This is a genomic window from Kitasatospora sp. NRRL B-11411, from assembly GCF_000721345.1.
Taxonomy (GTDB): Bacteria; Actinomycetota; Actinomycetes; order Streptomycetales; family Streptomycetaceae; genus Kitasatospora; species Kitasatospora cineracea.
The window spans coordinates 46376-66735 of record NZ_JOGH01000004.1 but is presented as its reverse complement, the minus strand read 5'-3'; the positions used below and the strand labels follow the sequence as shown (position 1 = coordinate 66735).

At 74.1% G+C, this 20360-nt stretch carries 22 protein-coding genes; 18 read left to right on the top strand and 4 right to left on the bottom strand.

Annotated features, from left to right (window positions below; all coding sequences use genetic code 11):
- Positions 1-24: 24 nt before the first annotated feature.
- From IH44_RS0103485 to IH44_RS0103445, 8 genes are all read left to right on the top strand, one after another.
- Positions 25-978 (top strand): exopolyphosphatase, encoded by a 954-nt coding sequence (locus IH44_RS0103485; RefSeq protein ID WP_030457878.1) that lies wholly within the window; start codon positions 25-27, stop codon positions 976-978.
- A gap of 144 nt (positions 979-1122) precedes the next feature.
- The gene (locus IH44_RS49305; protein WP_232794801.1) at positions 1123-4215 is read left to right on the top strand and encodes a hypothetical protein; all 3093 of its coding nucleotides are present in this window, start codon (positions 1123-1125) and stop codon (positions 4213-4215) included.
- 199 nt (positions 4216-4414) lie between these two features.
- Entirely contained in the window at positions 4415-5242 is an 828-nt protein-coding gene (locus IH44_RS0103470) for a sugar phosphate isomerase/epimerase (protein WP_030457876.1), read from the top strand.
- A 59-nt stretch (positions 5243-5301) separates the two neighbouring features.
- On the top strand, positions 5302-5772 hold the full coding sequence (locus IH44_RS0103465; protein ID WP_030457875.1) for a cupin domain-containing protein: 471 nt from the start codon (positions 5302-5304) through the stop codon (positions 5770-5772).
- Positions 5769-6167 (top strand): VOC family protein, encoded by a 399-nt coding sequence (locus IH44_RS0103460; protein ID WP_030457874.1) that lies wholly within the window; start codon positions 5769-5771, stop codon positions 6165-6167. Before IH44_RS0103465 ends, IH44_RS0103460 begins: the two co-directional genes overlap by 4 nt.
- Positions 6168-6177: 10 nt before the next feature.
- Complete coding sequence (locus IH44_RS0103455; RefSeq protein WP_232794800.1) at positions 6178-6960, top strand: class I SAM-dependent methyltransferase; 783 nt, start codon at positions 6178-6180, stop codon at positions 6958-6960.
- 151 nt (positions 6961-7111) lie between these two features.
- Positions 7112-8956: a dihydroxy-acid dehydratase gene (gene ilvD, locus IH44_RS0103450; RefSeq protein WP_030457872.1), complete on the top strand. Its 1845-nt coding sequence runs from the start codon at positions 7112-7114 to the stop codon at positions 8954-8956.
- A gap of 76 nt (positions 8957-9032) precedes the next feature.
- Positions 9033-9554, top strand: a complete 522-nt coding sequence (locus IH44_RS0103445) for a hypothetical protein (protein WP_030457871.1) — start codon at positions 9033-9035, stop codon at positions 9552-9554.
- Between the two features lie 7 nt (positions 9555-9561).
- On the opposite strand, the gene IH44_RS0103440 is transcribed toward IH44_RS0103445, so the two are convergent.
- Both IH44_RS0103440 and IH44_RS40530 read right to left on the bottom strand, forming a co-directional pair.
- Entirely contained in the window at positions 9562-10794 is a 1233-nt protein-coding gene (locus IH44_RS0103440; protein WP_157852071.1) for a hypothetical protein, read from the bottom strand.
- Between the two features lie 60 nt (positions 10795-10854).
- A complete protein-coding gene (locus IH44_RS40530) occupies positions 10855-11298 on the bottom strand; it encodes a hypothetical protein (RefSeq protein ID WP_157852069.1) in 444 nt (147 codons plus the stop codon).
- Positions 11299-11483: 185 nt separating this feature from the next.
- On the opposite strand from IH44_RS40530, the gene proC reads away from it, so the two are divergent.
- The 3 genes from proC (at position 11484) to IH44_RS0103420 (ending at position 14298) form a co-directional block, all read left to right on the top strand.
- On the top strand, positions 11484-12311 hold the full coding sequence (gene proC, locus IH44_RS0103430) for a pyrroline-5-carboxylate reductase (protein WP_030457868.1): 828 nt from the start codon (positions 11484-11486) through the stop codon (positions 12309-12311).
- Between the two features lie 11 nt (positions 12312-12322).
- Positions 12323-12988: an HAD family phosphatase gene (locus IH44_RS0103425; RefSeq protein ID WP_030457867.1), complete on the top strand. Its 666-nt coding sequence runs from the start codon at positions 12323-12325 to the stop codon at positions 12986-12988.
- A 95-nt stretch (positions 12989-13083) separates the two neighbouring features.
- Positions 13084-14298, top strand: coding sequence for an MFS transporter (locus IH44_RS0103420; RefSeq protein ID WP_030457866.1), 1215 nt, complete (start codon positions 13084-13086; stop codon positions 14296-14298).
- Here IH44_RS0103420 and IH44_RS0103415 read toward each other — a convergent pair.
- A complete protein-coding gene (locus IH44_RS0103415; protein WP_030457865.1) occupies positions 14295-14645 on the bottom strand; it encodes a VOC family protein in 351 nt (116 codons plus the stop codon). The two genes, IH44_RS0103420 and IH44_RS0103415, sit on opposite strands and share 4 nt — an antisense overlap.
- An 86-nt stretch (positions 14646-14731) precedes the next feature.
- Here IH44_RS0103415 and IH44_RS0103410 point away from each other — a divergent pair, with 86 nt between their 5' ends.
- Positions 14732-15067: a helix-turn-helix transcriptional regulator gene (locus IH44_RS0103410; RefSeq protein WP_030457864.1), complete on the top strand. Its 336-nt coding sequence runs from the start codon at positions 14732-14734 to the stop codon at positions 15065-15067.
- On the opposite strand, the gene IH44_RS43580 is transcribed toward IH44_RS0103410, so the two are convergent.
- Positions 15027-15320, bottom strand: a complete 294-nt coding sequence (locus IH44_RS43580; RefSeq protein WP_063759543.1) for a type II toxin-antitoxin system prevent-host-death family antitoxin — start codon at positions 15318-15320, stop codon at positions 15027-15029. The two genes, IH44_RS0103410 and IH44_RS43580, sit on opposite strands and share 41 nt — an antisense overlap.
- A gap of 181 nt (positions 15321-15501) precedes the next feature.
- Between IH44_RS43580 and IH44_RS0103400 the strand changes: the two genes are divergently transcribed.
- The 6 genes from IH44_RS0103400 (at position 15502) to IH44_RS0103380 (ending at position 20335) form a co-directional block, all read left to right on the top strand.
- Positions 15502-16689: an acetoin utilization protein AcuC gene (locus tag IH44_RS0103400; protein ID WP_030457862.1), complete on the top strand. Its 1188-nt coding sequence runs from the start codon at positions 15502-15504 to the stop codon at positions 16687-16689.
- The gene (locus IH44_RS0103395) at positions 16686-17525 is read left to right on the top strand and encodes a phosphatase (RefSeq protein ID WP_030457861.1); all 840 of its coding nucleotides are present in this window, start codon (positions 16686-16688) and stop codon (positions 17523-17525) included. Before IH44_RS0103400 ends, IH44_RS0103395 begins: the two co-directional genes overlap by 4 nt.
- A gap of 118 nt (positions 17526-17643) precedes the next feature.
- A complete protein-coding gene (locus IH44_RS0103390) occupies positions 17644-17853 on the top strand; it encodes a helix-turn-helix domain-containing protein (protein ID WP_014136488.1) in 210 nt (69 codons plus the stop codon).
- Between the two features lie 122 nt (positions 17854-17975).
- A complete protein-coding gene (locus tag IH44_RS43870; protein WP_003948845.1) occupies positions 17976-18074 on the top strand; it encodes a 30S ribosomal protein bS22 in 99 nt (32 codons plus the stop codon).
- Positions 18075-18275: 201 nt separating this feature from the next.
- The gene (locus tag IH44_RS0103385) at positions 18276-19334 is read left to right on the top strand and encodes an NAD-dependent epimerase/dehydratase family protein (RefSeq protein ID WP_030457860.1); all 1059 of its coding nucleotides are present in this window, start codon (positions 18276-18278) and stop codon (positions 19332-19334) included.
- Positions 19331-20335 carry a lysophospholipid acyltransferase family protein gene (locus IH44_RS0103380; protein ID WP_030457859.1) on the top strand — a complete coding sequence of 335 codons (1005 nt, stop codon included), beginning with the start codon at positions 19331-19333 and terminating at the stop codon, positions 20333-20335. The genes IH44_RS0103385 and IH44_RS0103380 overlap by 4 nt, the downstream gene beginning before the upstream one ends.
- The last annotated feature ends 25 nt before the right edge of the window (positions 20336-20360 follow it).

The following is a 20360-nucleotide window of genomic DNA, read 5'->3' as shown; positions in this document are numbered from 1 at the left end:
CGGGGTGGGCTAGGTTGGACGGTCATGCGACTCGGTGTGCTCGACGTAGGCTCCAACACCGTCCACTTCCTCGTGGTGGACGCCCACCCCGGCGCGGCCCCGCTGCCCGCCTACTCCCACAAGGCCGAACTGCGCCTCGCCGAGCTGCTGGAGGACGACGGGGTGATCAGCGGGGCCGGGATCGAGCGGCTGGTCTCGATGGTCGCCTCCTCGCTCCGGGTCGCCGAGGACAAGGGCGTCGTGGACCTGCTGCCGTTCGCCACCTCCGCGGTCCGCGAGGCCAGCAACGGCGAGGAGGTGCTGCGCCGGGTCGAGGAGGAGACCGGCGTCGCGCTCACCGTGCTGTCCGGGCAGGACGAGGCCCGGCTGACCTTCCTGGCCGTCCGCCGCTGGTTCGGCTGGTCCTCGGGCCGGCTGCTCAACCTGGACATCGGCGGCGGCTCGCTGGAGATCGCCTGCGGCCTCGACGAGCAGCCCGACGTCGCCACCTCGCTGCCGCTCGGCGCCGGCCGGCTCACCTCCCGGCTGCCCGGCGAGATCGCCGACCCGGGCGACCTGCGCGAACTGCGGCGGCACATCCGGGCCGAGATCGCCGGCGCGGTCGGCGACTTCGCCCGGCTCGGGGCGCCGGACCACTCGGTGGCCACCTCCAAGACCTTCAAGCAGCTGGCCCGGATGACCGGCGCCGCCCCCGAGGGCGCGGGCGTGCGCGTCCCGCGCCGGCTCACCCGCTCCGGCCTCTCCGCGTGGCTGCCCCGGCTCGCCGCGATGACGCCCGCCGAGCGCGCCCAGATCCCCGGCGTCTCGTTCGGCCGGGCCCGCCAACTGCTGGCCGGGGCACTGGTCGCGGACGCCGCGATGGACCTGTTCGGCCTGGAGGAGCTGGACATCTGCCCGTGGGCGCTGCGCGAGGGCATCATCCTGCGGCGGCTGGACGCGATGGACGGGCACGAGGGCCGGGTGGCGATCGAAGCCTGACCGGGTATCAGTTCGAACAAGTACGAAATAACCCTCCCCTCGTTCGGGCGCGTATCGCTACACTCCGCTTGTTTTGCCGGGGTTTTGCTCGTGGGGGGAATGTCGTTGTCCGTTCTGCCGTCCGACCGCCGCTACAGAGCGGTGGTGCTGAGCACCGCCGGGGCGCTGGTGCTCGCCGTCCTGGTGGCGCTGGCCGTCCTGCTTCCCGGGAAGGACACCTCGCCCACCGCGGCGGCCGGTGCGCCGAGCCCGTCCGCCACCGACTCCGCGAGCGCGTCGCCGTCGGCCCTGCCGCCCGCGACCGCCACGCCGTCCCCGACCGCCCCCGCCACGCCGGAGCCGACGGCCACCCCGACCGACGGCACGGGCACCGGCTCCACCGGCGCCGACGACGGCACGGACGAGGGCTCCGACGACGGCACCGGCTGGACCGGGTGGACCGGCTGGACCGGGTCCACCGGTTCGTCCGGTCCGTCCGGTGGCCGCAGCGGGGGGAACAGCGCCGTCCAGATCGGCAACTCGGGCGACTCCGGTAACTCGGGCAACTCCGGCAGCACGCCGACCCCGACCCCGACCCCGACCCCGACGCCGACGCCGGGCCCGACGCCGACGCCCACCCCCACCACGACGCCGACCCCGACGCCGAGCCCGTCCGCCTCGGGCGCCTGCCCGGCCGCGCTGGCGCCGCACACCGTGGTGTCCTGCCGCATCGCCCCGAACACCGACACCTCCTTCACGCTGCGGCTGCCGAAGGCCGACGACCTGGTGATCGTCCAGCTGGTCACCCCGCTGTACGGGACGCCGCCCCGGCTGTACGCCCCGGACGGCACTCAGATGCCGTGCGACGTCTCGCCGAGCACCTACGAGTTCGGCGGCCCGGCCCGGTGCACCAGCGGCCCGGCCGGTGACTACACGCTGCGGATCAACAGCCACAGCGCGGACCCGGTCAAGATCTCGCTGTCCTACCTGGCGGTGCTCTCCGGCGACGACTGCGTGACGGTCACCGCCGCCGACCGCACGCTGGGCGCCCCCACCGTCTACAGCGGCGCCGTGCCGGCCGGCCTGGCGGGCAACTGCTACGCCGCCGACTTCGCCCCGGGCGAGCGGGTCCGGCTGCTGCGCCCCGACGACGGCCGCTACGTCGACGCGACCCTGTTCGACGGCACCGGCAAGGCGGTCTGCCGCACCGACGGCAACGCCTACCTGGACTGCGCGCTCACCGGCACCGGCCCGTACCGGGCGGTCGTCCAGCGCGGCGATGGCGTGGAGGGCACCTACCAGCTGGCGCTGTCCCGGCTCTCGCAGCCGCAGGGCTGCCCGGTGGTGCAGCCGCAGGCCTACGGCGAGGACGTCGCGCTGGCCGACACCGCGCGCTGCCGGATCCTGCGGGTCCCCGCCGACGGCCACTACTCCTACCGCGGGCTCTACCCGAACGGGGTGGCGTTCGGCCACGTGTACACGGCCGACGGCACCGAGGTCTGCAAGACCGGGGACTGCGACCTGACGGCCGGCGACTACACCTACACGGTGCGGCCGGACATCCCCCAGCAGGCGAACGGGGTGGTGCTCCGCTCGGCCACCGAGACCCGGGGCTGCACCCCCGTCCGGGACGACCAGCTGACCTCCGGCTCGGCCGTGGACTCCTTCGGCGCGATCGGGCAGGACCGCTGCCTGACCCTGCCGACCGCGGCCGGCGAGGCCGTCTACCTGATGAACCGGACGCCCGAGGACGGCACCAGCGTCGCCCCCGCGGTGCTGGACGCCACCGGTGCGGTGAAGTGCGCGGCCAGTTACGCCGACCAGCTGTGCCGGCTGTCCGGCACCGGCCCGTTCCGGGTCGTGATGGTCTCCAACCGGGCGGCCGACTTCCGGCTGGTGGTCCAGCGGCTCGGCGACACCTCCACCTGCGCCCCGTGGGCCGCCTCGGCCTACGGCAACGGCAAGAGCCAGGCGGGCACGGTGTCGGCGGTGGGCCGGATGGCCTGCCTGACCGTCCCGGCCGACCACCCCGCCCGCGAGCTGGTGGGCTACCGGCTGGGGAGCACCAGCCTGGTGAACTCCAGCCTGCGGCTGGTCGACGCCACCGGCCGGGAGACCTGCCGGATCTTCTCCGGCGCGGCGGGCGTGTGCACCACGCCGGTCGGCGCCTACACCGCGGTGCTCTTCTCCGACCAGGACTTCTCGGACTTCACGGTCGCCCGCCGGGACGCCACCGCGTCCGCGGTCTGCGACCTGGCCGAGCCGTCCGGCCAGGTCGGTGGCCGGGCCACCGAGGTCGGCTTCGAGACGTCCACCGACGCGCACTGCGTCCCGTTCACCTCCGCCGCCGGCGACCTGTTCCAGGTCGAGGCCCGGCACGCCGTCGGCGGCCAGGCCACCATGGTGAACGTGGTGGACGCCGCGGGCGGGCTGCTCTGCCACGGCTGGGGCCCCGACTGCCGGGTCGCCGGCGCCGGCCGCCACCTGGTGGTGCTGACCCCGTACAGCCAGGTCAGCGCGATGCCCAGGCCCACGGTGGACATCTGGAAGCTGGCCACCGCGGCCGGCTGGGCGCCGGAGTGCGCCGCCCACCCGGTCTCCGTCGACGCCTTCCCGCAGCGGACCGGGACGCTCACCGACACGGACACCGTCTACTGCGCGGTGCTCGACATGAAGGCCGGGCAGGACCTGAAGATCGACCTGCACGCCGACACCGGCAACCCGGACGACCAGCTGATGCTGGGCATGGCGGGCCGGGAGAACTGGTCCGACCAGACCAACCCCTACAAGTGCGTGTCCTCCGGCGTCGAGTCCTACACCTGCGCCTACAGCGGCGCGGGCACCGGCCACGCGGTGCTGCTGTTCGGCCCCGGCACCGCCAGGACCCCGCTGGCCTACACCATCGGCGGCACCCGGGCCGGGACGGGCACCGAGCGCTCCGGCGTCCCGCGGACGCTGACCCCGAACTCGGCCCCGATGGACACGCAGACCGAGGTGACCATCCAGGGCACCGGGCTCAGCATGAGCAGCCGCTTCCACTTCCTGATGCCCAGCGAGCGGGTCACCCCGCTCAGGATCACCCCGCTCTCGGCCGGCCCGGACGGCACCACCCTGAAGGTCCGGATCGACTCCGAGGGCGTCTCCCCGGGCGTCTACGACCTGCTGGTCGACGGCGTCACCGGCTACGAGTACGGCGTCCCCTCGCCCGGCTACATCCCCAAGGCGTTCACCGTCCTGGAGCCCGCCGCCGCGAAGTGACCGCCCGCACCGCCGCACCCCGCACCGCACCACCGGATATCCGGCGGTGCGGTGCGGTGCGTTTAACCTGGTGGACGTGGCGGATTCAGCGGGCGGGCGGAGGACGGGGCGCGGCCCTCTGCCGTCGAAGGCGGCCCGGGCCGCCCGGGCGGCGCGGCGCAAGCTGGAGCGGGCGCCGCTGCTGCGCACCACGGACCGGCTGGTGCTGCCGCCGCACCCGGCGCTGCACGTGCCGGACACCAAGGTCGCGCTGTCGACCGCGTCGGTGTACCCGTCGACCACCGAAACGGCGTTCGAGCTGGCCGCCCGGCTGGGGTACGACGGCGTCGAGGTGATGGTCTGGAACGACCCGGTGAGCCAGGACGTGGAGGCGCTGCGCCGGCTCTCCGACCGGTACGCGGTGCCGATCCTGGCGGTGCACGCGCCCTGCCTGCTGATCACCCAGCGGGTGTGGACCACCGACCCGTGGACCAAGCTGGTGCGGGCCCGGCGGGCGGCCGAGCGGCTCGGCGCGGACACCGTGGTGGTGCACCCGCCGTTCCGCTGGCAGCGGCAGTACGCGCGGGACTTCGTGACCGGGGTGGACCGGATGGCCGGGGAGACCGACGTCCGGTTCGCGGTGGAGAACATGTACCCGTGGCGCTACCGGGACCGCGAGGTGCTGGCGTACGCGCCGGGCTGGGACGTCACGGACGAGGCGTACCGGCACTTCACCGTCGACCTGTCGCACGCGGCGACCTCCCGCACCGACGCGCTCGGACTGGTCGACCGGATGGGCGACCGGCTGGCGCACGTGCACCTGGCGGACGGCTCGGGCTCGGGCAAGGACGAGCACCTGATCCCGGGGCGCGGCAAGCAGCCGTGCGCGGAACTGCTGGAGCGGCTGGCCCGCACCGGCTTCGACGGGCACGTGGTGCTGGAGGTCAACACCCGCAAGTCCGGCGGCCCCGCCGAGCGGGAGGCCGACCTGGCCGAGGCGCTGGCCTTCACCCGGCTGCACCTGGCCACCGCGCGGCCCGGGAGCTGACGGGCCCTCTGTTCACAAAGCGTGTGCGCGGCGGGGGAGTTCGGCCTAGGGTCGGCCACATGATCAACGGAACCCCGGTCGAACCGGTGCGCGCCCACGAGGCCGAGACCTGCGCGGACCCGAGCAGCGTGATCGCGCTGCTGGGCGAGAACGCCGAGCACACCACCTACCGCTCCAGCTTCGCCGAGGGCGCGGTCGGCGCCCCCGCGCACTTCCACACCCGCGCCACCGAACTGTTCTTCGTGCTGGACGGCGCCCTGCGGGTGCTGGTCGACGACCGGGTGGTGCTGCTGGAGCAGGGCGACTTCCTGGCGGTGCCGCCGCGCACCCCGCACGCCTTCGCCGCCGCGAAGGGCCGCACCGCGGACGTGCTGTTCACCTTCACCCCGGGCCTGGGCCGCTTCGACTACCTGCGCCTGCTGGGCCGGGTGACGCGCGGCGAGGCCGACCCGGCGGAGATCCGCGCCTCGGCGGAGCGCTACGACAACCACTACGTGGACAGCCCGGTGTGGCAGGCGGAACTCGCGTGATCGGCCCCGCCACCCACGTCCGGCACGCCCGCCCCTCCCGGGACCTGGCCGCCGCCGAACGCTTCTGGACCGAGGGCCTGGGCCTGTCGGTGCTGTGGCGCACCACCGAGCGGGTGCCCGGCGAGCACGACCTGGTGATGGTCGGCTTCCCGGGCGGCGGCTGGCACTTCGAGCTGACGCTCGACCCGGAGCGCCCGCTGGAGCCCACCCCGACCGCCGACGACCTGTTCGTGCTCTACCTCGGCGGCCCGGTGGACGAGGCGCTGGTGGCGCGGCTGGTCGAGGCCGGCGGTACCCGGGTCGCCGCGCACAACCCGTACTGGGACGAGCACGGCGTCACCGTGCGCGACCCGGACGGCTACCACCTGGTGCTCTGCTCGCGCAGCTGGGCCTGAGGAGGACACCGTGACCGAACAGGGGAACCCACTCGTGTACGACGCCAAGGCGCACGCCAACTCCTTCGGCCCGGTGGCCGCGCAGTACCAGGCCGCCCGGCCGTCCTACCCGGACGAGCTGTTCGACGAGCTGGAGCGGCTGGCCGGCCGCCCGCTGGCCGGCGCCGACGTGCTGGACGTCGGCGCGGGCACCGGCATCGCCACCCGGCTGCTGGCCGGGCGCGGCGCCCGGGTGGTCGCGGTCGAGCCCAGCCCCGGGATGGCCGCGGTGCTGCGCGAGGTCAGCCCGCAGATCCCGGTGGTGAAGGCCGTGGGCGACGAACTCCCGTTCCACGACGCCTCGGTGGACCTGGTGACGTACGCCCAGGCGTTCCACTGGACCGAGCCGGAGCGCTCGGTCCCGGAGGCGGTGCGGGTGCTGCGCCCGGGCGGGGCACTGGCGGTGTGGTGGAACGTCAAGGACTACGAGGTGCCCTGGCTGGCCGCCCAGCAGGAGCGGCTGACGGCGGCCCTGCCGGACACGTACCACCACAACGGAGGGGTGAACGCCAGGCCCGAGAAGTTGACGGCCTCGGGCCTGGAGGTGCGCTCCGCGCGGCTGCGCTGGGAGCGGCGCGTCCCGGTGGACCAGGTGATCGACGACCTCACCTCCCGCTCGTACTTCGCGGTGCTGGAACCGGAGCAGCGGGCCCCGGTCCTGGCCGCGGAACGGGCGGCGCTGCTCGCCGACTTCCCGGACGGCGAGGTCACCGAGCCCTACCTGCTGGACGTGTACGTGCTGCCCAAGCCGTAGTCCCAAGCCGTGGTCCGGAGCCGTGGTCCGGTCCGGCCGGGGCGTCCGACGGCGCGCCCGCACTGACCGCATCGCGGACACCGGGTCCGGGAGCGGCCGGTGCGGGCGTAGGCTCGACGGATCCCGAAAGTCTCCTGAAGGAGCGGCAACGATGCCCCAGCTGAGGTCCAACACGGTCACCCAGGGTCGCAACATGGCGGGCGCGCGCGCCCTTCTGCGCGCCGCGGGCGTAGCCCGCGAGGACTTCGGCAAGCCGATCATCGCGGTCGCCAACTCCTTCACCGAGTTCGTCCCGGGCCACACCCACCTGCAGCCGGTCGGCCGGATCGTCTCCGAGGCGATCAAGCAGGCGGGCGGCATCCCGCGCGAGTTCAACACCATCGCGGTCGACGACGGCATCGCCATGGGCCACGACGGCATGCTGTACTCGCTGCCCTCGCGCGACCTGATCGCCGACTCGGTCGAGTACATGGTCAACGCGCACTGCGCCGACGCGCTGATCTGCATCTCCAACTGCGACAAGATCACCCCCGGCATGCTGATGGCCGCGCTGCGCCTGAACATCCCGACGGTCTTCGTCTCCGGCGGCCCGATGGAGGCCGGCAAGGCCACCCTGGTCGACGGCACCGTCCGCAAGCTCGACCTGGTCGACGCGATCTCCCAGGCGGTGAACGAGAACGTCTCCGACGCGGACATCTCGATCATCGAGGAGAACGCCTGCCCGACCTGCGGCTCCTGTTCCGGCATGTTCACCGCGAACTCGATGAACTGCCTGACCGAGGCGATCGGCCTCTCGCTGCCCGGCAACGGCTCGCTGCTGGCCACCCACACCGGCCGCCGCGCCCTGTACGAGCAGGCCGGCCGCACCGTCGTCGAGATCACCAACCGCTACTACGGCGGCGACGACGAGTCGGTGCTGCCGCGCAACATCGCCACCCGCGCCGCGTTCGAGAACGCGATGGCGCTGGACATCGCGATGGGCGGCTCCACCAACACGATCCTGCACCTGCTGGCCGCCGCCCAGGAGGCCGGGGTCGACTTCGACATGCGGGTCATCGACGGGATCTCCCGCAAGGTGCCGTGCCTGTCCAAGGTCGCCCCGAACGGCGCCTACTACATGGAGGACGTGCACCGGGCCGGCGGCATCCCCGCCATCCTCGGCGAGCTGTACCGCGGCGGCCTGCTGCACGAGGACGTGCACACCGTGCACTCCGACTCGCTCGCCGAGTGGATGAAGACCTGGGACGTCCGCGGCGGTTCGGCCTCCGCCGAGGCCGTCGACCTCTGGTACGCGGCCCCCGGCTGCGTCCGCTCCGCCGAGGCGTTCAGCCAGTCCGAGCGCTGGGACACCCTGGACACCGACGCCGCCGGGGGCTGCATCCGCAGCGTCGAGCACGCCTACTCGGTCGAGGGCGGCCTCGCCGTGCTCTACGGCAACATCGCCGAGGACGGCTGCGTGGTGAAGACCGCCGGCGTGGACGAGTCGATCTGGCGCTTCCAGGGCAAGGCCGTGGTCTGCGAGTCCCAGGACGAGGCGGTCGACAAGATCCTCCGCAAGGAGATCACCGAGGGCGACGTGGTGGTCATCCGCTACGAGGGCCCCAAGGGCGGCCCCGGCATGCAGGAGATGCTCTACCCGACCTCCTTCCTCAAGGGCCGCGGCCTGGGCAAGGCCTGCGCGCTGATCACCGACGGCCGGTTCTCCGGCGGCACCTCCGGCCTCTCGATCGGCCACATCTCCCCGGAGGCGGCCTCCGGCGGCGCCATCGCGCTGGTCGAGGACGGCGACTCGATCACCATCGACATCCCGGCCCGCACCATCAACCTCGACGTCTCCTTCGAGGAACTGCACGAGCGCCGGCTCAAGCTGGAGTCCGAGGGCGGCTACCGCCCGAAGACCCGCGAGCGGCACGTCTCGGCCGCGCTCAAGGCGTACGCGGCGATGGCCACCTCCGCCGACAAGGGCGCCGTCCGGGACGTCTCCAAGCTCGGCTGACCCCTTCCGGGCCCGGGGCCCGCTCCGGAGCGCGTTGCTCCCGGGGCGGGCCCCCGCTCGTGGTGATAATCGGACCGTGACGACGACGAGCACGGCGGGACCGACCAGCACCGCGGACGGGGCACCCGCCCCCCGGCCGATCCGCTACTTCGGCACCACCTGGGTCCACCGCGGCACCGGCTACTGGCTGCGCCGCGCCGCGGTCTCGCTCGGCGCCCTCGCGGCCACCACCGCCGGGGCGCTCGCGCTGCGGCTGGGCGTCTCCGGCGTCCGGCTCTCCGAGGCCGCCCCGCTCTCGCTGCTGCTGATGCTCGCCATCGGCGTCTGCTCGGCCCTGGCCGGCCTGCGGAACTGGAAGATCCTCACCGAGGGCAAGGACTCGCTGACCGGCTGGATGGCCGAGGAGAAGTCCCTGGCCGGAGTCTGGCTGGTCGGCTTCGCCGGCGCCCTGGCCAGCTACTTCGCCCGCAGCCTGGTCGAGGCCCCCGGCGAGGGCCTCCAGCGCGCCGCCTACGACCAGGAGAACGCCACCTGGCACCGCCGCCGGGCCGCCCGCGCCGAACGCGAGGCCCGCAAGGCGGCCCGGCGGCGCCCCTGAGCGCCCGTCAGCTGCGGGTCAGCGTGCCGCACTCCCCGCTGTCCTGCAGCGGCTTGGTCCGGTCGTACGGGTCGGTGGCCGGGCCGCTCGGCGCCGGGCCGGTCGCGGCCGCCCGCATGAACTCGAACTCGGGCTCCAGGTAGCCGGAGTAGGCGTCGCACCGGTTGTTGCCGAAGTCGCTGCTGCCCTTGCCCAGCCTCGGCTTCCCGGGCGTCACCTTGTAGTGCTTCGGGTCGTAGAACCGGAAGTCCTGCACCCGGCGGACGATCTCCCGGTCCACCACCCGGCTGCGGTCCACCTGGGCCCAGGAGGCCGGCAGCGCGGTGCCACCGGTGCCCGGGGTGGCCTTCCCGGCGTCCGGGCCGGGGCGCAGCGCGTACACGTAGGTCACGTCGGTGTGCACCAGCATGCCCTGCGCGCCGTCGTCCTCGAAGCTGATCCGGCCCTGCACCTTCACCTGGTCGGTGACCGGCACCGCCCGGGCCGGGTCGAACCGGCTCACCCAGGTCGTCGGGTCGTGCTCGGCGCTCGGGTGTTCCAGCGCCGCGGCCAGGTCCTCGGCGTCCGGCCCGTCCATCAGGGCCAGGACGGGCCGGACGCTCCCGCCGGACAGCACCTGCGGGTCGAGGTTGCCGGCGACCAGGTACGCCTTCACCGCCTCCACGTTCGCGGCCACCTGCTTCGCGCTGAACACGCCCGTCGCGGGCATGCTGTCGGGCATCCCGATGCCGTCCACGCCGTTCGGCCACGCCTCGGCGGGCGAACCCGCCCACGGGCGCTCCGGGGTCGGCACGTCCGGGTCCACGCTGGGCGCCGCACTGCTCGGCGGGGCGGTCTCCGCACCCACGGTGGGCAGCGCGGAGGACTTCGGCGGGAGCGTCGAGCCGTCCCCGAGGGACGCCAGCCCGATCAGCACCAGCACCGGCACCAGCAGCAGCACCAGCGCGCTGCCCAGGCCCGGCCGCCACCGCGCCCGCGGGTAGCGCGCCACCGGGCGGGCCCGGCGGCGCCACCGGGAGCGGCGGATCTCCGTGACGGGGCGGACCTCCGTCGTCGGGCGCCACGGCCCGCTCTCCGGCGGCGGGTCCTTCTTCCACCGCTCGGCCAGCATCCGGGCCCGCCCGGACGCCTCCTTGTTCGTCGCGGACCGGACGAACTCCTCGTCCAGCACCAATCCATCGAAGGGGTCGTCGGGTCTGCCGGGGCCTTCGTCCGGCCTCGGCTCGTCTATCGTCGGCACGGCCGGAAGTATGCCGACCACCCCCGGCACGCCTGACACCGGGGGCGGAATGACGGAGCGTCAGCGCTTGCGGGCCGCCTTCACCGCGCCGACCACGCCCGCCACCGCCAGCAGGGCGCCGGCCGGCAGCAGCGAGGTGAACAGCGCCCCGAACAGGCCGTGGTCGCCCAGCAGCCACAGCGCCAGGGTGTTCAGCACCAGCAGCGCCCCGGAGGCCGGCAGCGCCGACTGCCACGGGTGCTCGTCCGCCCAGCGGCGCAGCCGCCGGTCACCGCCGCCGCGCAGCCGCCCGCCGACCGTGCCGACCAGGAAGAAGAAGAACAACCCCAGGCTCACCGGTCCGGACAGGATGCCCAGTGACCAGTGCAGGGTGACCACGTCCACCGCGAGCGCGGCCCCGCCGACCACCGTGCCCACCGCCGCAGCCGTCCGCCACGGTCCGAGCGTCGCGGCGGCGACGGCGACCTGGCGGTTCTCACGTCCTGACAACTCTCCGTGTCCCATGCCTCCACGGTGCCCCCGGTCCGCGCCGGAATCCAGAGCCCGGGCCCCTGAGATTCCCCCTACGGGAGCGGCCCGCCCGGCCCGGCCCGCCCGGCCGCCCGCAGGGTGGACACCTGCGCCGGGGCGGGCCGCTCCCGGGGCAAGATGGCGGGCAGGAACCGGAACCGCAGCGCACGGAGAGTCCCATGAGCGACCGCACCACCGCCGGGCAGAAGATCGCCTTCCTCGGGACGGGCAAGATCGGCGAGGCCCTGCTCTCCGGACTGCTCCGGGCCGGCACCGCACCCGCCGACGTGCTGGTCACCGCCCGCCGCCCCGAGCGCGCCACCGAACTCGCCGACCGCTACGGCGTCACCACCGCCACCAACGCCGAGGCCGCCAAGCTCGCCGACACCCTGATCCTCGCGGTCAAGCCGCAGGACATGGGCGCCCTGCTGGACGAACTGGCCGAGCACGTGGCCGCCGACAAGCTGGTCGTCTCGGCCGCCGCGGGCATCCCCACCGCATGGTTCGAGGAGCGCCTCGCCCCCGGCACCCCCGTGGTCCGGGTGATGCCCAACACCCCCGTCCTGGTCGACGAGGGCATGAGCGTCATCTCCGGCGGCTCGCACGCCACCGAGGCCCACCTGGCCCGCGCCGAGGCGATCTTCCGCTCGGTCGGCAAGGCGCTGCGCGTCCCGGAGAACCAGCAGGACGCCGCCACCGCGCTCTCCGGCTCCGGGCCCGCCTACTTCTACTTCCTGGTCGAGGCGATGATCGACGCGGGCATCCTGCTCGGCCTGCCCCGGCAGGTCGCGCACGAGCTGATCGTGCAGTCCGCGATCGGCGCCTCGGTGATGCTCCGCGACTCCGGCGAGCACCCGGTCAAGCTCCGCGAGGCCGTCACCTCCCCGGCCGGCACCACCATCGCCGCCATCCGCGAACTGGAGAACCACGGCGTCCGGGCCGCCCTGCTCGGCGCCCTGGAGGCCGCCCGGGACCGCTCCCGGGAGCTGGCCGGCGGCGGCAAGTAGGCTCGGGCCCCGTGAGCGACGACACGGGCTACGACCTGCTGATCCTGGACAACGACGGCGTGCTGGTGGACAGCGAGCCGATCTCGAACCGGGTGCTCGCCGAGTACCTGACCGAACTCGGCTTCCCCACCACGATCGAGGACTCCTACCGCGACTTCATGGGCACCGCCGCGCACACCGTGCACGACGTGGTCGCCGAACGGTACGGGGCGGTGCTCCCGGCGGGCTTCGACGACCTGTTCCACGAGCGGGTGTTCGCCGCCTTCGAGCACGAGCTGCGGCCGGTGGCCGGCGCCGAGAAGCTGCTCACCCACCTCCAGGAGCACGGCGTCCGCTACTGCGTGGCCTCCTCCGCCCACCACTCCTGGATCCGCACCGCGCACCGCCTCACCGGCCTGTCCGGCCACTTCACCGACGAACTGCTGTTCTCCGCCCAGGACGTCGGCGTCGGCAAGCCCGCCCCCGACCTGTTCCTGCACGCCGCCCGCACCATGGGCGCCGACCCGGCCCGCTGCCTGGTCCTGGAGGACAGCCGCAACGGCGTGCTGGCCGCCCGCGCCGCCGGCATGGACGTGTACGGGTACGCCGCGCTCACCGACCCGGCCAAGCTCACCTCGGCCGGGGCCACCGGGCTGCTCACCGCACTGGACGAGGCGGTCCGGCTGCTGCCGAACTGATCCCGTCGCACCCCTCCCGCCGGCGCCGCCGACCGCCTACGCTCTGCCCAACAGTTGCGTACCGGCCGGTAGCGTCGGTGGTGAGCGAGGTTCCCATGCAGGTCGCGGCGCCGACCGAACCCACCCCGCGGCTCCGGCAGGCCCGGGCCGCGCTGGCCGTCTCGTTCTTCCTGCAGGGCACCACCTTCGCCCTGCTGGTCACCTGCATCACCGACCTGCAGAAACGTTACGGCCTCAGCGACGGACTGCTGCCGGTCTTCCTCGCCGCCGTCCCGGTCCTGGCCGGCGTCGGCTCGATCGCCTCCGAGACCCTGGTCGAGCGCACCACCGCCCGCGGCGTCCTGCGGGTCGTCCAGCCCGCCCTCTGCCTCACCCTCGCCCTCACCGGCCTCGGCTCGCAGCTGTGGCAACTCGCCATCGCCCTCGGCCTGTTCGGCCTCCTGGTCGGCGCCCTCGACGCCTCCATGAACATGCTCGGCGTCGGCCTCCAGCACCGCTACGGCCGCAGCATCATGATCGGCTTCCACGCCGCGTTCAGCCTCGGCGGCATCCTCGGCGCCGCGCTCGCGGCCCTCGCCGCGCACTGGGACACCGGCCTGCCCCTGCTGTTCGGCGGCGCCGCGACCGTCCTGGTCCCCGCCGCCCTGCTCGTCGGCCGCCACTTCGCCGGCCCCGCCGAACTCGGCGACGCCGTCCGGGAGGCCGCCGAACTCGCCGCCCGCCGCATCCCCTGGAAGCCACTGCTCCCGCTCTGCGCCGTGATGGCCTTCGCCTACATCGCCGACGCCTCCGTCTCCAACTACAGCGTCAAGTACCTCACCGACGGCCTGCACAGCCCCGCCGACCTCGCCAAGTTCTCCTACCTCGGCTACATGGTCGCCATGCTGCTCGGCCGCGCCGTCGGCGACCGCGCCGTCCAGCGCTTCACCGTCCTCCCCGTCGTCCGCACCGGCACCGCGGTGGCCGGCGCGGGCTTCCTGATCGCCGTCCTCGCCCCCGGCACCTGGACCGGAATCCTCGGCTTCACCGTCCTCGGCTTCGGCATCTGCGCGATCATCCCGCAGGTCTTCGCCGCCGGCGGCCGCCTCTTCCCGCACGCCAGCGACGCCGCCGTCGCCCGCCTCAACCTCTTCAACTACGTCGGCTTCCTGATCGGCTCCCCCCTCGTCGGCTCCCTCGCCGAACTCTCCGACTACCGCTGGGCCTTCTGCGCCCCCATGCTCCTCGTCCTCGCCGTCCTCCCGCTCGCCCGGCACTTCCTCCCGGCCCCGGCCGACGACCGGCCCGACCTGGCGAAGGCCCCGGCCTAGGCGCTGTGCTCGACGTACTCGAGGACGACGCCGCCGGGGTGCCGCACGACGGCGTTGCGGCCGGTCGGCACCCGGTTCGGGCCCGACAGGATCTCCCCGCCGCGGGCGTCCAGGAGCGCCTGCAGCCCGTCCAGGTCGTCGACGAGCACGGTGCCCTGGACGTCCCGGAACGGGGCGAGGGCCTCGTCGGTGCCCGCGACGAGCAGGAAGCCGCCGATGCCGGCCACCTCCACGCCCCGGTAGGGGAAGCGCTGCCCGACCTCCTGGCCGGTCAGGTCCCGCAGGGCGGGCAGCGCGCGGTCGAGGTCGTCCACGTACAGCCGGGCCAGTGTGGTCAGTATCTTCACGGTCGTCCCTCCAAGATCAATTCGACTTTCCCGAACTGTTGAATCGATCGTCATACTAGACGCGGACCCCGAGGAGGAGGAAGCGGATGCGCGCACTGCCCCAGCCCCAGCCCGAAGACCTCGACCTGGCGACCGTGCTGCACGCCCTCGGCGACCCCGTGCGCCTGGAACTGCTGCGGCGCCTGGCGGCCGACGGCGAAACCACCTGCAGCCCCGAGGGGTTGACGGTCCCGCGCTCCACGCTGTCCAACCACTGGCGGATCCTGCGCGAGGCGGGCGTCACCTCCACCCGGATCAGCGGGAAGACCCGGCTGGTGACCCTGCGCCGGGACGAACTCGACGCCCGCTTCCCCCGCCTGCTCGACGCCGTGCTGGACGAGTTCACCCGCCCCGCCGCGAACGCCCCGGCCGGACCGGCCTGACCGCGACCGCCCCTCCGGGGAGCAGGACCCAGGCGGGCGCGTCCGGTGCGGCCGCGGGCGCTCCGACGGCCCGTCGGGTGCGATGCCAGGCCAGGGTGACTTCGAGGTCGGCCAGTTCCCGGGGGTTGACGAGGACGGCGGCGGGGAGCCCGTTGACGGTGATGGTGATGCGGTCGCGGCGGGTGCGGGCGACGTGGCGGACCAGCCCCCCGAGGTGGGCGCGGGCTTCGGTGATCGGCAGGAAGTCGGGCATGAGGGTGGCGCTTTCCGTGGTGCGCGGCTCAGCGGGCCGCGGGGGTGAGGGCGTGGGCGCGGGCCTCCCGGGCGGCGCGGACGGCCGCGCGGGCGACGGCGCGGGCGCTCGGTCGCTCCGGGAGCCGAGTCGGAACCGGGGCGGGCCGGGAGCCGGGGCCGGCCCCGATACGGTGTGGGTCATGGCGGACACCACCTGCGGACTGCACCTGTTCTGGGACGAGGCCGAGACCGGATACGACTTCGGGCCCGGGCACCCGATGGACCCGACCCGGCTCGCGCTGACGATGCGGCTGGTCGAGTCGCTCGGGCTGACCGGGCAGCCATCGGTGACGGTGCGTTCGGCCCCGCCCGCCGGGGACTCCACGCTGCGGCTGGTGCACACGGCCGAGTACGTGGCGGCGGTGAAGCGGGCCGCGGCCGACCCGTCCGCGGTCGACGCGGCGCACGGGCTGGGGACGGACGACAACTGGGCGTTCCCGGGGCTGCACACGGCCTCCGCGCTGATCGCCGGGCAGTCGGTGGCGGCGGCCGAGGCGGTGTGGCGCGGGGAGACCCCGCACGCGGTGAACTTCGCGGGCGGCCTGCACCACGCGATGCCCGGGCAGGCGTCCGGCTTCTGCATCTACAACGACCCGGCGCTGGCGATCGCCCGGCTGCTCGAACTCGGCGCCGAGCGGGTCGCGTACGTGGACGTGGACGTCCACCACGGCGACGGCGTGCAGCAGGCGTTCTGGAACGACCCGCGGGTGCTGACCGTCTCGCTGCACGAGAGCCCCAGCACGCTGTTCCCGCAGACGGGTTGGGCCACCGAGACCGGCGGCCCGGACGCCGCGGGCAGCGCCGCCAACCTGGCGCTGCCCGCCGGGACGGGCGACGCCGGGTGGCTGCGCGCCTTCCACGCCCTGGTGCCGGAGCTGCTGGCCGCGTTCCGCCCGCAGGTGATCGTCAGTCAGCACGGCGCCGACACCCACGTCGAGGACCCGCTGGCCCACCTCGCCGTCACCGTCGATGCCCAGCGGATCATCGCCGAGGCCGTCCACCGCCTCGCCCACGAGCACGCCGGCGGCCGCTGGATCGCCACCGGCGGCGGCGGGTACGCGGTGGTCGACGTGGTGCCCCGGACCTGGACCCACCTGGTGGCCACCGCGGCCGGCCACCCCGTCGACCCGGCCACCGAGACCCCCGAGGAGTGGCGCGCCGAGGTGTACCGGCTGACCCGCCGCCCCGCCCCGCTGCGGATGACCGACGGCGCCACCCCGCACTGGGCGGACTTCCAGGACGGCGGCTACGACCCCGCCGACCGCCTCGACCAGGCCGTCCTGGCGACCCGCCGGGCCGTCCTGCCGCAGCACGGGCTGATCCCGTGACCGCCCGCGCGGAGCTGCGCGCCTACCTGGTCAAGCACCGGCTGGCCGGCCCCGAGGTCCCCACGCCCCGGCAGAACAACCTGCGCCACTACCGGCTGTTCGCCCAGGGCGACCCCAAGGCCCTGATGGGGCTGGAGCCGGAGCCCCGCCGCGACCCGGACGCGGTGCTGCGGCTGATGGCCGAACGCGTCGGCGTGCACCCGGACCCCGGCTACACCGAGGGCCCCGACTCGATCGACCCCGACCGCACCCTGGACGCCCTGGACCGCCTCGCCCTCCTGCTGCGCCGCACCGCCGAGCGGCGCGGCAGCGTGCTCGCGGGCACCGGCCACCCCACCAAGCTGGCGGGCTTCCACCGCGCGCTGGCCGAGGCGCTCGAAGCGGCCGGCTGCACCGTGCACACCCCCGCGCGGGGCGTGCGCTTCCGCGAGCCCACCCCGGAGGGCGAGCGCCCCCGCTACCTCGACGTGCTGGACGGCGTCCTGGTGATGCGCGCCCTGGACGGCCCGGACGGGCCCGGCCGCCCCGGCCCCGGCGACCTCGCCCACACCCACTCCCCGCTGCCGGTCCGGCTCGCCCTGACCGCCCTCGCCGACGCCGGGCACCGCCCGCCCGACCTGGTGCTGGGCGACCACGGCTGGCTCTGCGGCGCGGGCCGCCTGGGCATCCCGGCCGGCGGCATCGCGGACTGCAACGACGTCGCCCCGTTCGCCGCCGAGGCGGACGGCCTGGTGGAGGTGGTCGTCCCGCTGGAGGACGGCTCCGCGCCGAGCTGCTACGTTCCGCTGAGCGACTACGTACTGCAACGGGCGGATCTCGCACCGTACAACAGGTGAGGGCCCCCCTCTTCCCACCCGTACCACCCATAACTACTCTGGGGATACACGTGTGCCGGTGGAGTCACCGGAGGGGAAGCCGGTGCCTTGCACACGGGTAAGGGTCGGGTGATGGGTCATGAGTTCCGGCGAACGTCCCCTGCAGGATGTCGTCTTCCTGACCGTGGCCGAGGTCGCCTCGGTGATGCGGGTGTCGAAGATGACGGTCTACCGCCTCGTGCACAGCGGCGAGCTTCCGGCCATCCGGGTCGGACGCTCCTTCCGGGTGCCCGAGCAGAAGGTGCACGAGTACCTCCAGGAGTCCTACGTGCGCCTGGAAAGCGCGTAGGCCGGGGCCCCGACGGGGCACCGATTACGGCAAACGCGACGTGGACGGTAGGCTAGGCCCTCCGTCAGTCGTATGGACTCCCGTCTCTCACGGGCGCGGGTCCGAGTGAGCGAGGAAATTCCGTGGGCTCTGTCATCAAGAAGCGTCGCAAGCGTATGGCCAAGAAGAAGCACCGCAAGCTTCTGAAGCGGACTCGCGTCCAGCGTCGCAACAAGAAGTAACACCGTTCGGCGCCATCCTCGCTCTCGCGGGGATGATCCCCCCGCACACGCGTTCAGCTACGCAGGTAGAACTGGCGCCGACGGTGTGCCGCTGCCCGCCCCAGGGAGAAATCCCCGGGGCGGGCAGTGGCGTTTGAGCCTCCGGAACCTCCGCGCGGTACGGTGCAGGCCAGGGCGGGCATCCAGGGAGGTCGGGGCATCGTGGGCAAGGTCGTGCTCGTCACCGGCGTGGCGCGCCCGCTCGGCGCGCGCTTCGCCGAGCGGATCGCCGAACGGCCCGACGTGGACCGGGTGGTCGGGGTGGACGCCGCCCCGCCGCCGGCCGGACTGCCGCCCGGCGTCCGCTACGCCCAGGTCGACCCGCGGCGCCCCGCGATCGCCCGGGTGATCGCCGAGCACGAGGTCGACACCGTCGTGCACCTCAACGTCACCGCGCTCGGCCACGGCGGCCGGGCCGCGGTGAAGGAGAGCAACGTCATCGGCACCATGCAGCTGCTCGGCGCCTGCCAACAGGCGCCCGGGCTGGGCCGGCTGGTGGTCAAGTCCACCACCGCGGTGTACGGCTCCGCGCCCCGCGACCCGGCCGTGTTCGGCGAGCGGATGCAGCCCAAGGCACTGCCCCCCGGCGGCTTCGCCCGGGACGCCGCCGAGGTCGAGGGCTACGTCCGCGGCTTCGCCCGCCGCCGCCCCGACGTCGCGGTCACCGTGCTGCGCTTCGCCAACATCCTCGGTCCGGACGGCGACACCCCGCTCGCCGCCTACTTCCGCCTCCCGGTGCTGCCCACCGCGTTCGGCCACGACCCGCGGCTGCAGTTCGTCCACGAGGACGACGCCCTGGAGGCGCTGCGACTGGCCGCCCTCGGCGCCCCCACCGGCACCTACAACGTCGCCGGGGACGGCGTCCTGCTGCTCTCCCAGTGCGCCCGCCGGCTCGGCCGCCCCACCGTCCCGCTGCTGCGGCCCGCGCTCGGCCTGGTCGCCCAGCTGGCCCGGCAGCTGGCCGCCCCCGCGGACCGGGCGTTCTCCCAGGAACAGCTCCAACTGCTCACCCACGGACGGGTGGTGGACACCGCCCAGCTGCGCGACCGGTACGGCTGGGCACCGCGCTGGACCACCCCGGAGACCTTCGCCGACTTCGTCGCGCACAGCTCGCCCGGCCCGCTGCCGCCCGAGCGGCTCACCGCCGTCACCGACCGGCTGGCCGGACTGCTCGGCGACCCCCACCACCCCACCGACACCCAGGAGTTGAGGCCGCGATGACAGCCGCCCGGGAGTCCGCCGACCCGGCGGCCAAGGTCATCCCGATCGAGTCCGCCCCCAGCTGGAACGGCCCCGAACCGCGCCCCGGCCTCGCCGACCGGATCGCCGACGGCGTCGGCACCGCCCTCGCCGGACAGCTCGGCGCCACCGCCACCCGGGTGTTCGGCAAGGGCTGGGAGGAACGCGCCGCCCACGGCCTCGGCTTCCTGCGCCGCCGGCTCACCGGCGACTACGAGGTCGACGACTTCGGCTTCGACCGGGAGCTCACCGAGGAGGTCTTCCTCGCCCTGCTCCGGCCGCTCGCCGAGAAGTACTTCCGGATCGAGGTCCGCGGCACCGAGCACATCCCGGCCGAGGGCGGCGTGCTGATCGTCGCCAACCACTCCGGCACCATCCCGCTGGACGCCCTGATGACCCAGGTCGCCGTCCACGACCACGCCGACCGGCACCTGCGGATGCTCGCCGCCGACCTGGTCTTCGTCCTGCCCGTGGTCAACGAGCTGGCCCGCAAGGCCGGACACACCCTGGCCTGCAACGAGGACGCCCAGACCCTGCTGGAACGCGGCGAGGTGGTCGGCGTCTGGCCCGAGGGCTTCAAGGGCATCGGCAAGCCCTTCGCCGACCGCTACAAGCTCCAGCGCTTCGGCCGCGGCGGCTTCGTCGCCTCCGCGCTGCGGGCCGGCGTGCCGATCGTGCCCTGCTCGATCGTCGGCGCCGAGGAGACCTACCCGATGATCGGCAACTTCAAGACCCTGGCCCGGCTGCTCGGCCTGCCCTACGTCCCGATCACGCCCACCTTCCCCTGGCTCGGCCCGCTCGGCGCGATCCCGCTCCCCACCAAGTGGACCATCCAGTTCGGCGAGCCGATCCCCACCGACAGCTACCCGAAGGACGCGGCCGAGGACCCGATGCTGGTCTTCAACCTCACCGACCAGGTCCGGGAGACCATCCAGCACACGCTGTACAAGCTGCTGGTGCAACGGCGTTCGGTCTTCGGCTGACCCGGACGGCGGGGCCGCAGGCGAA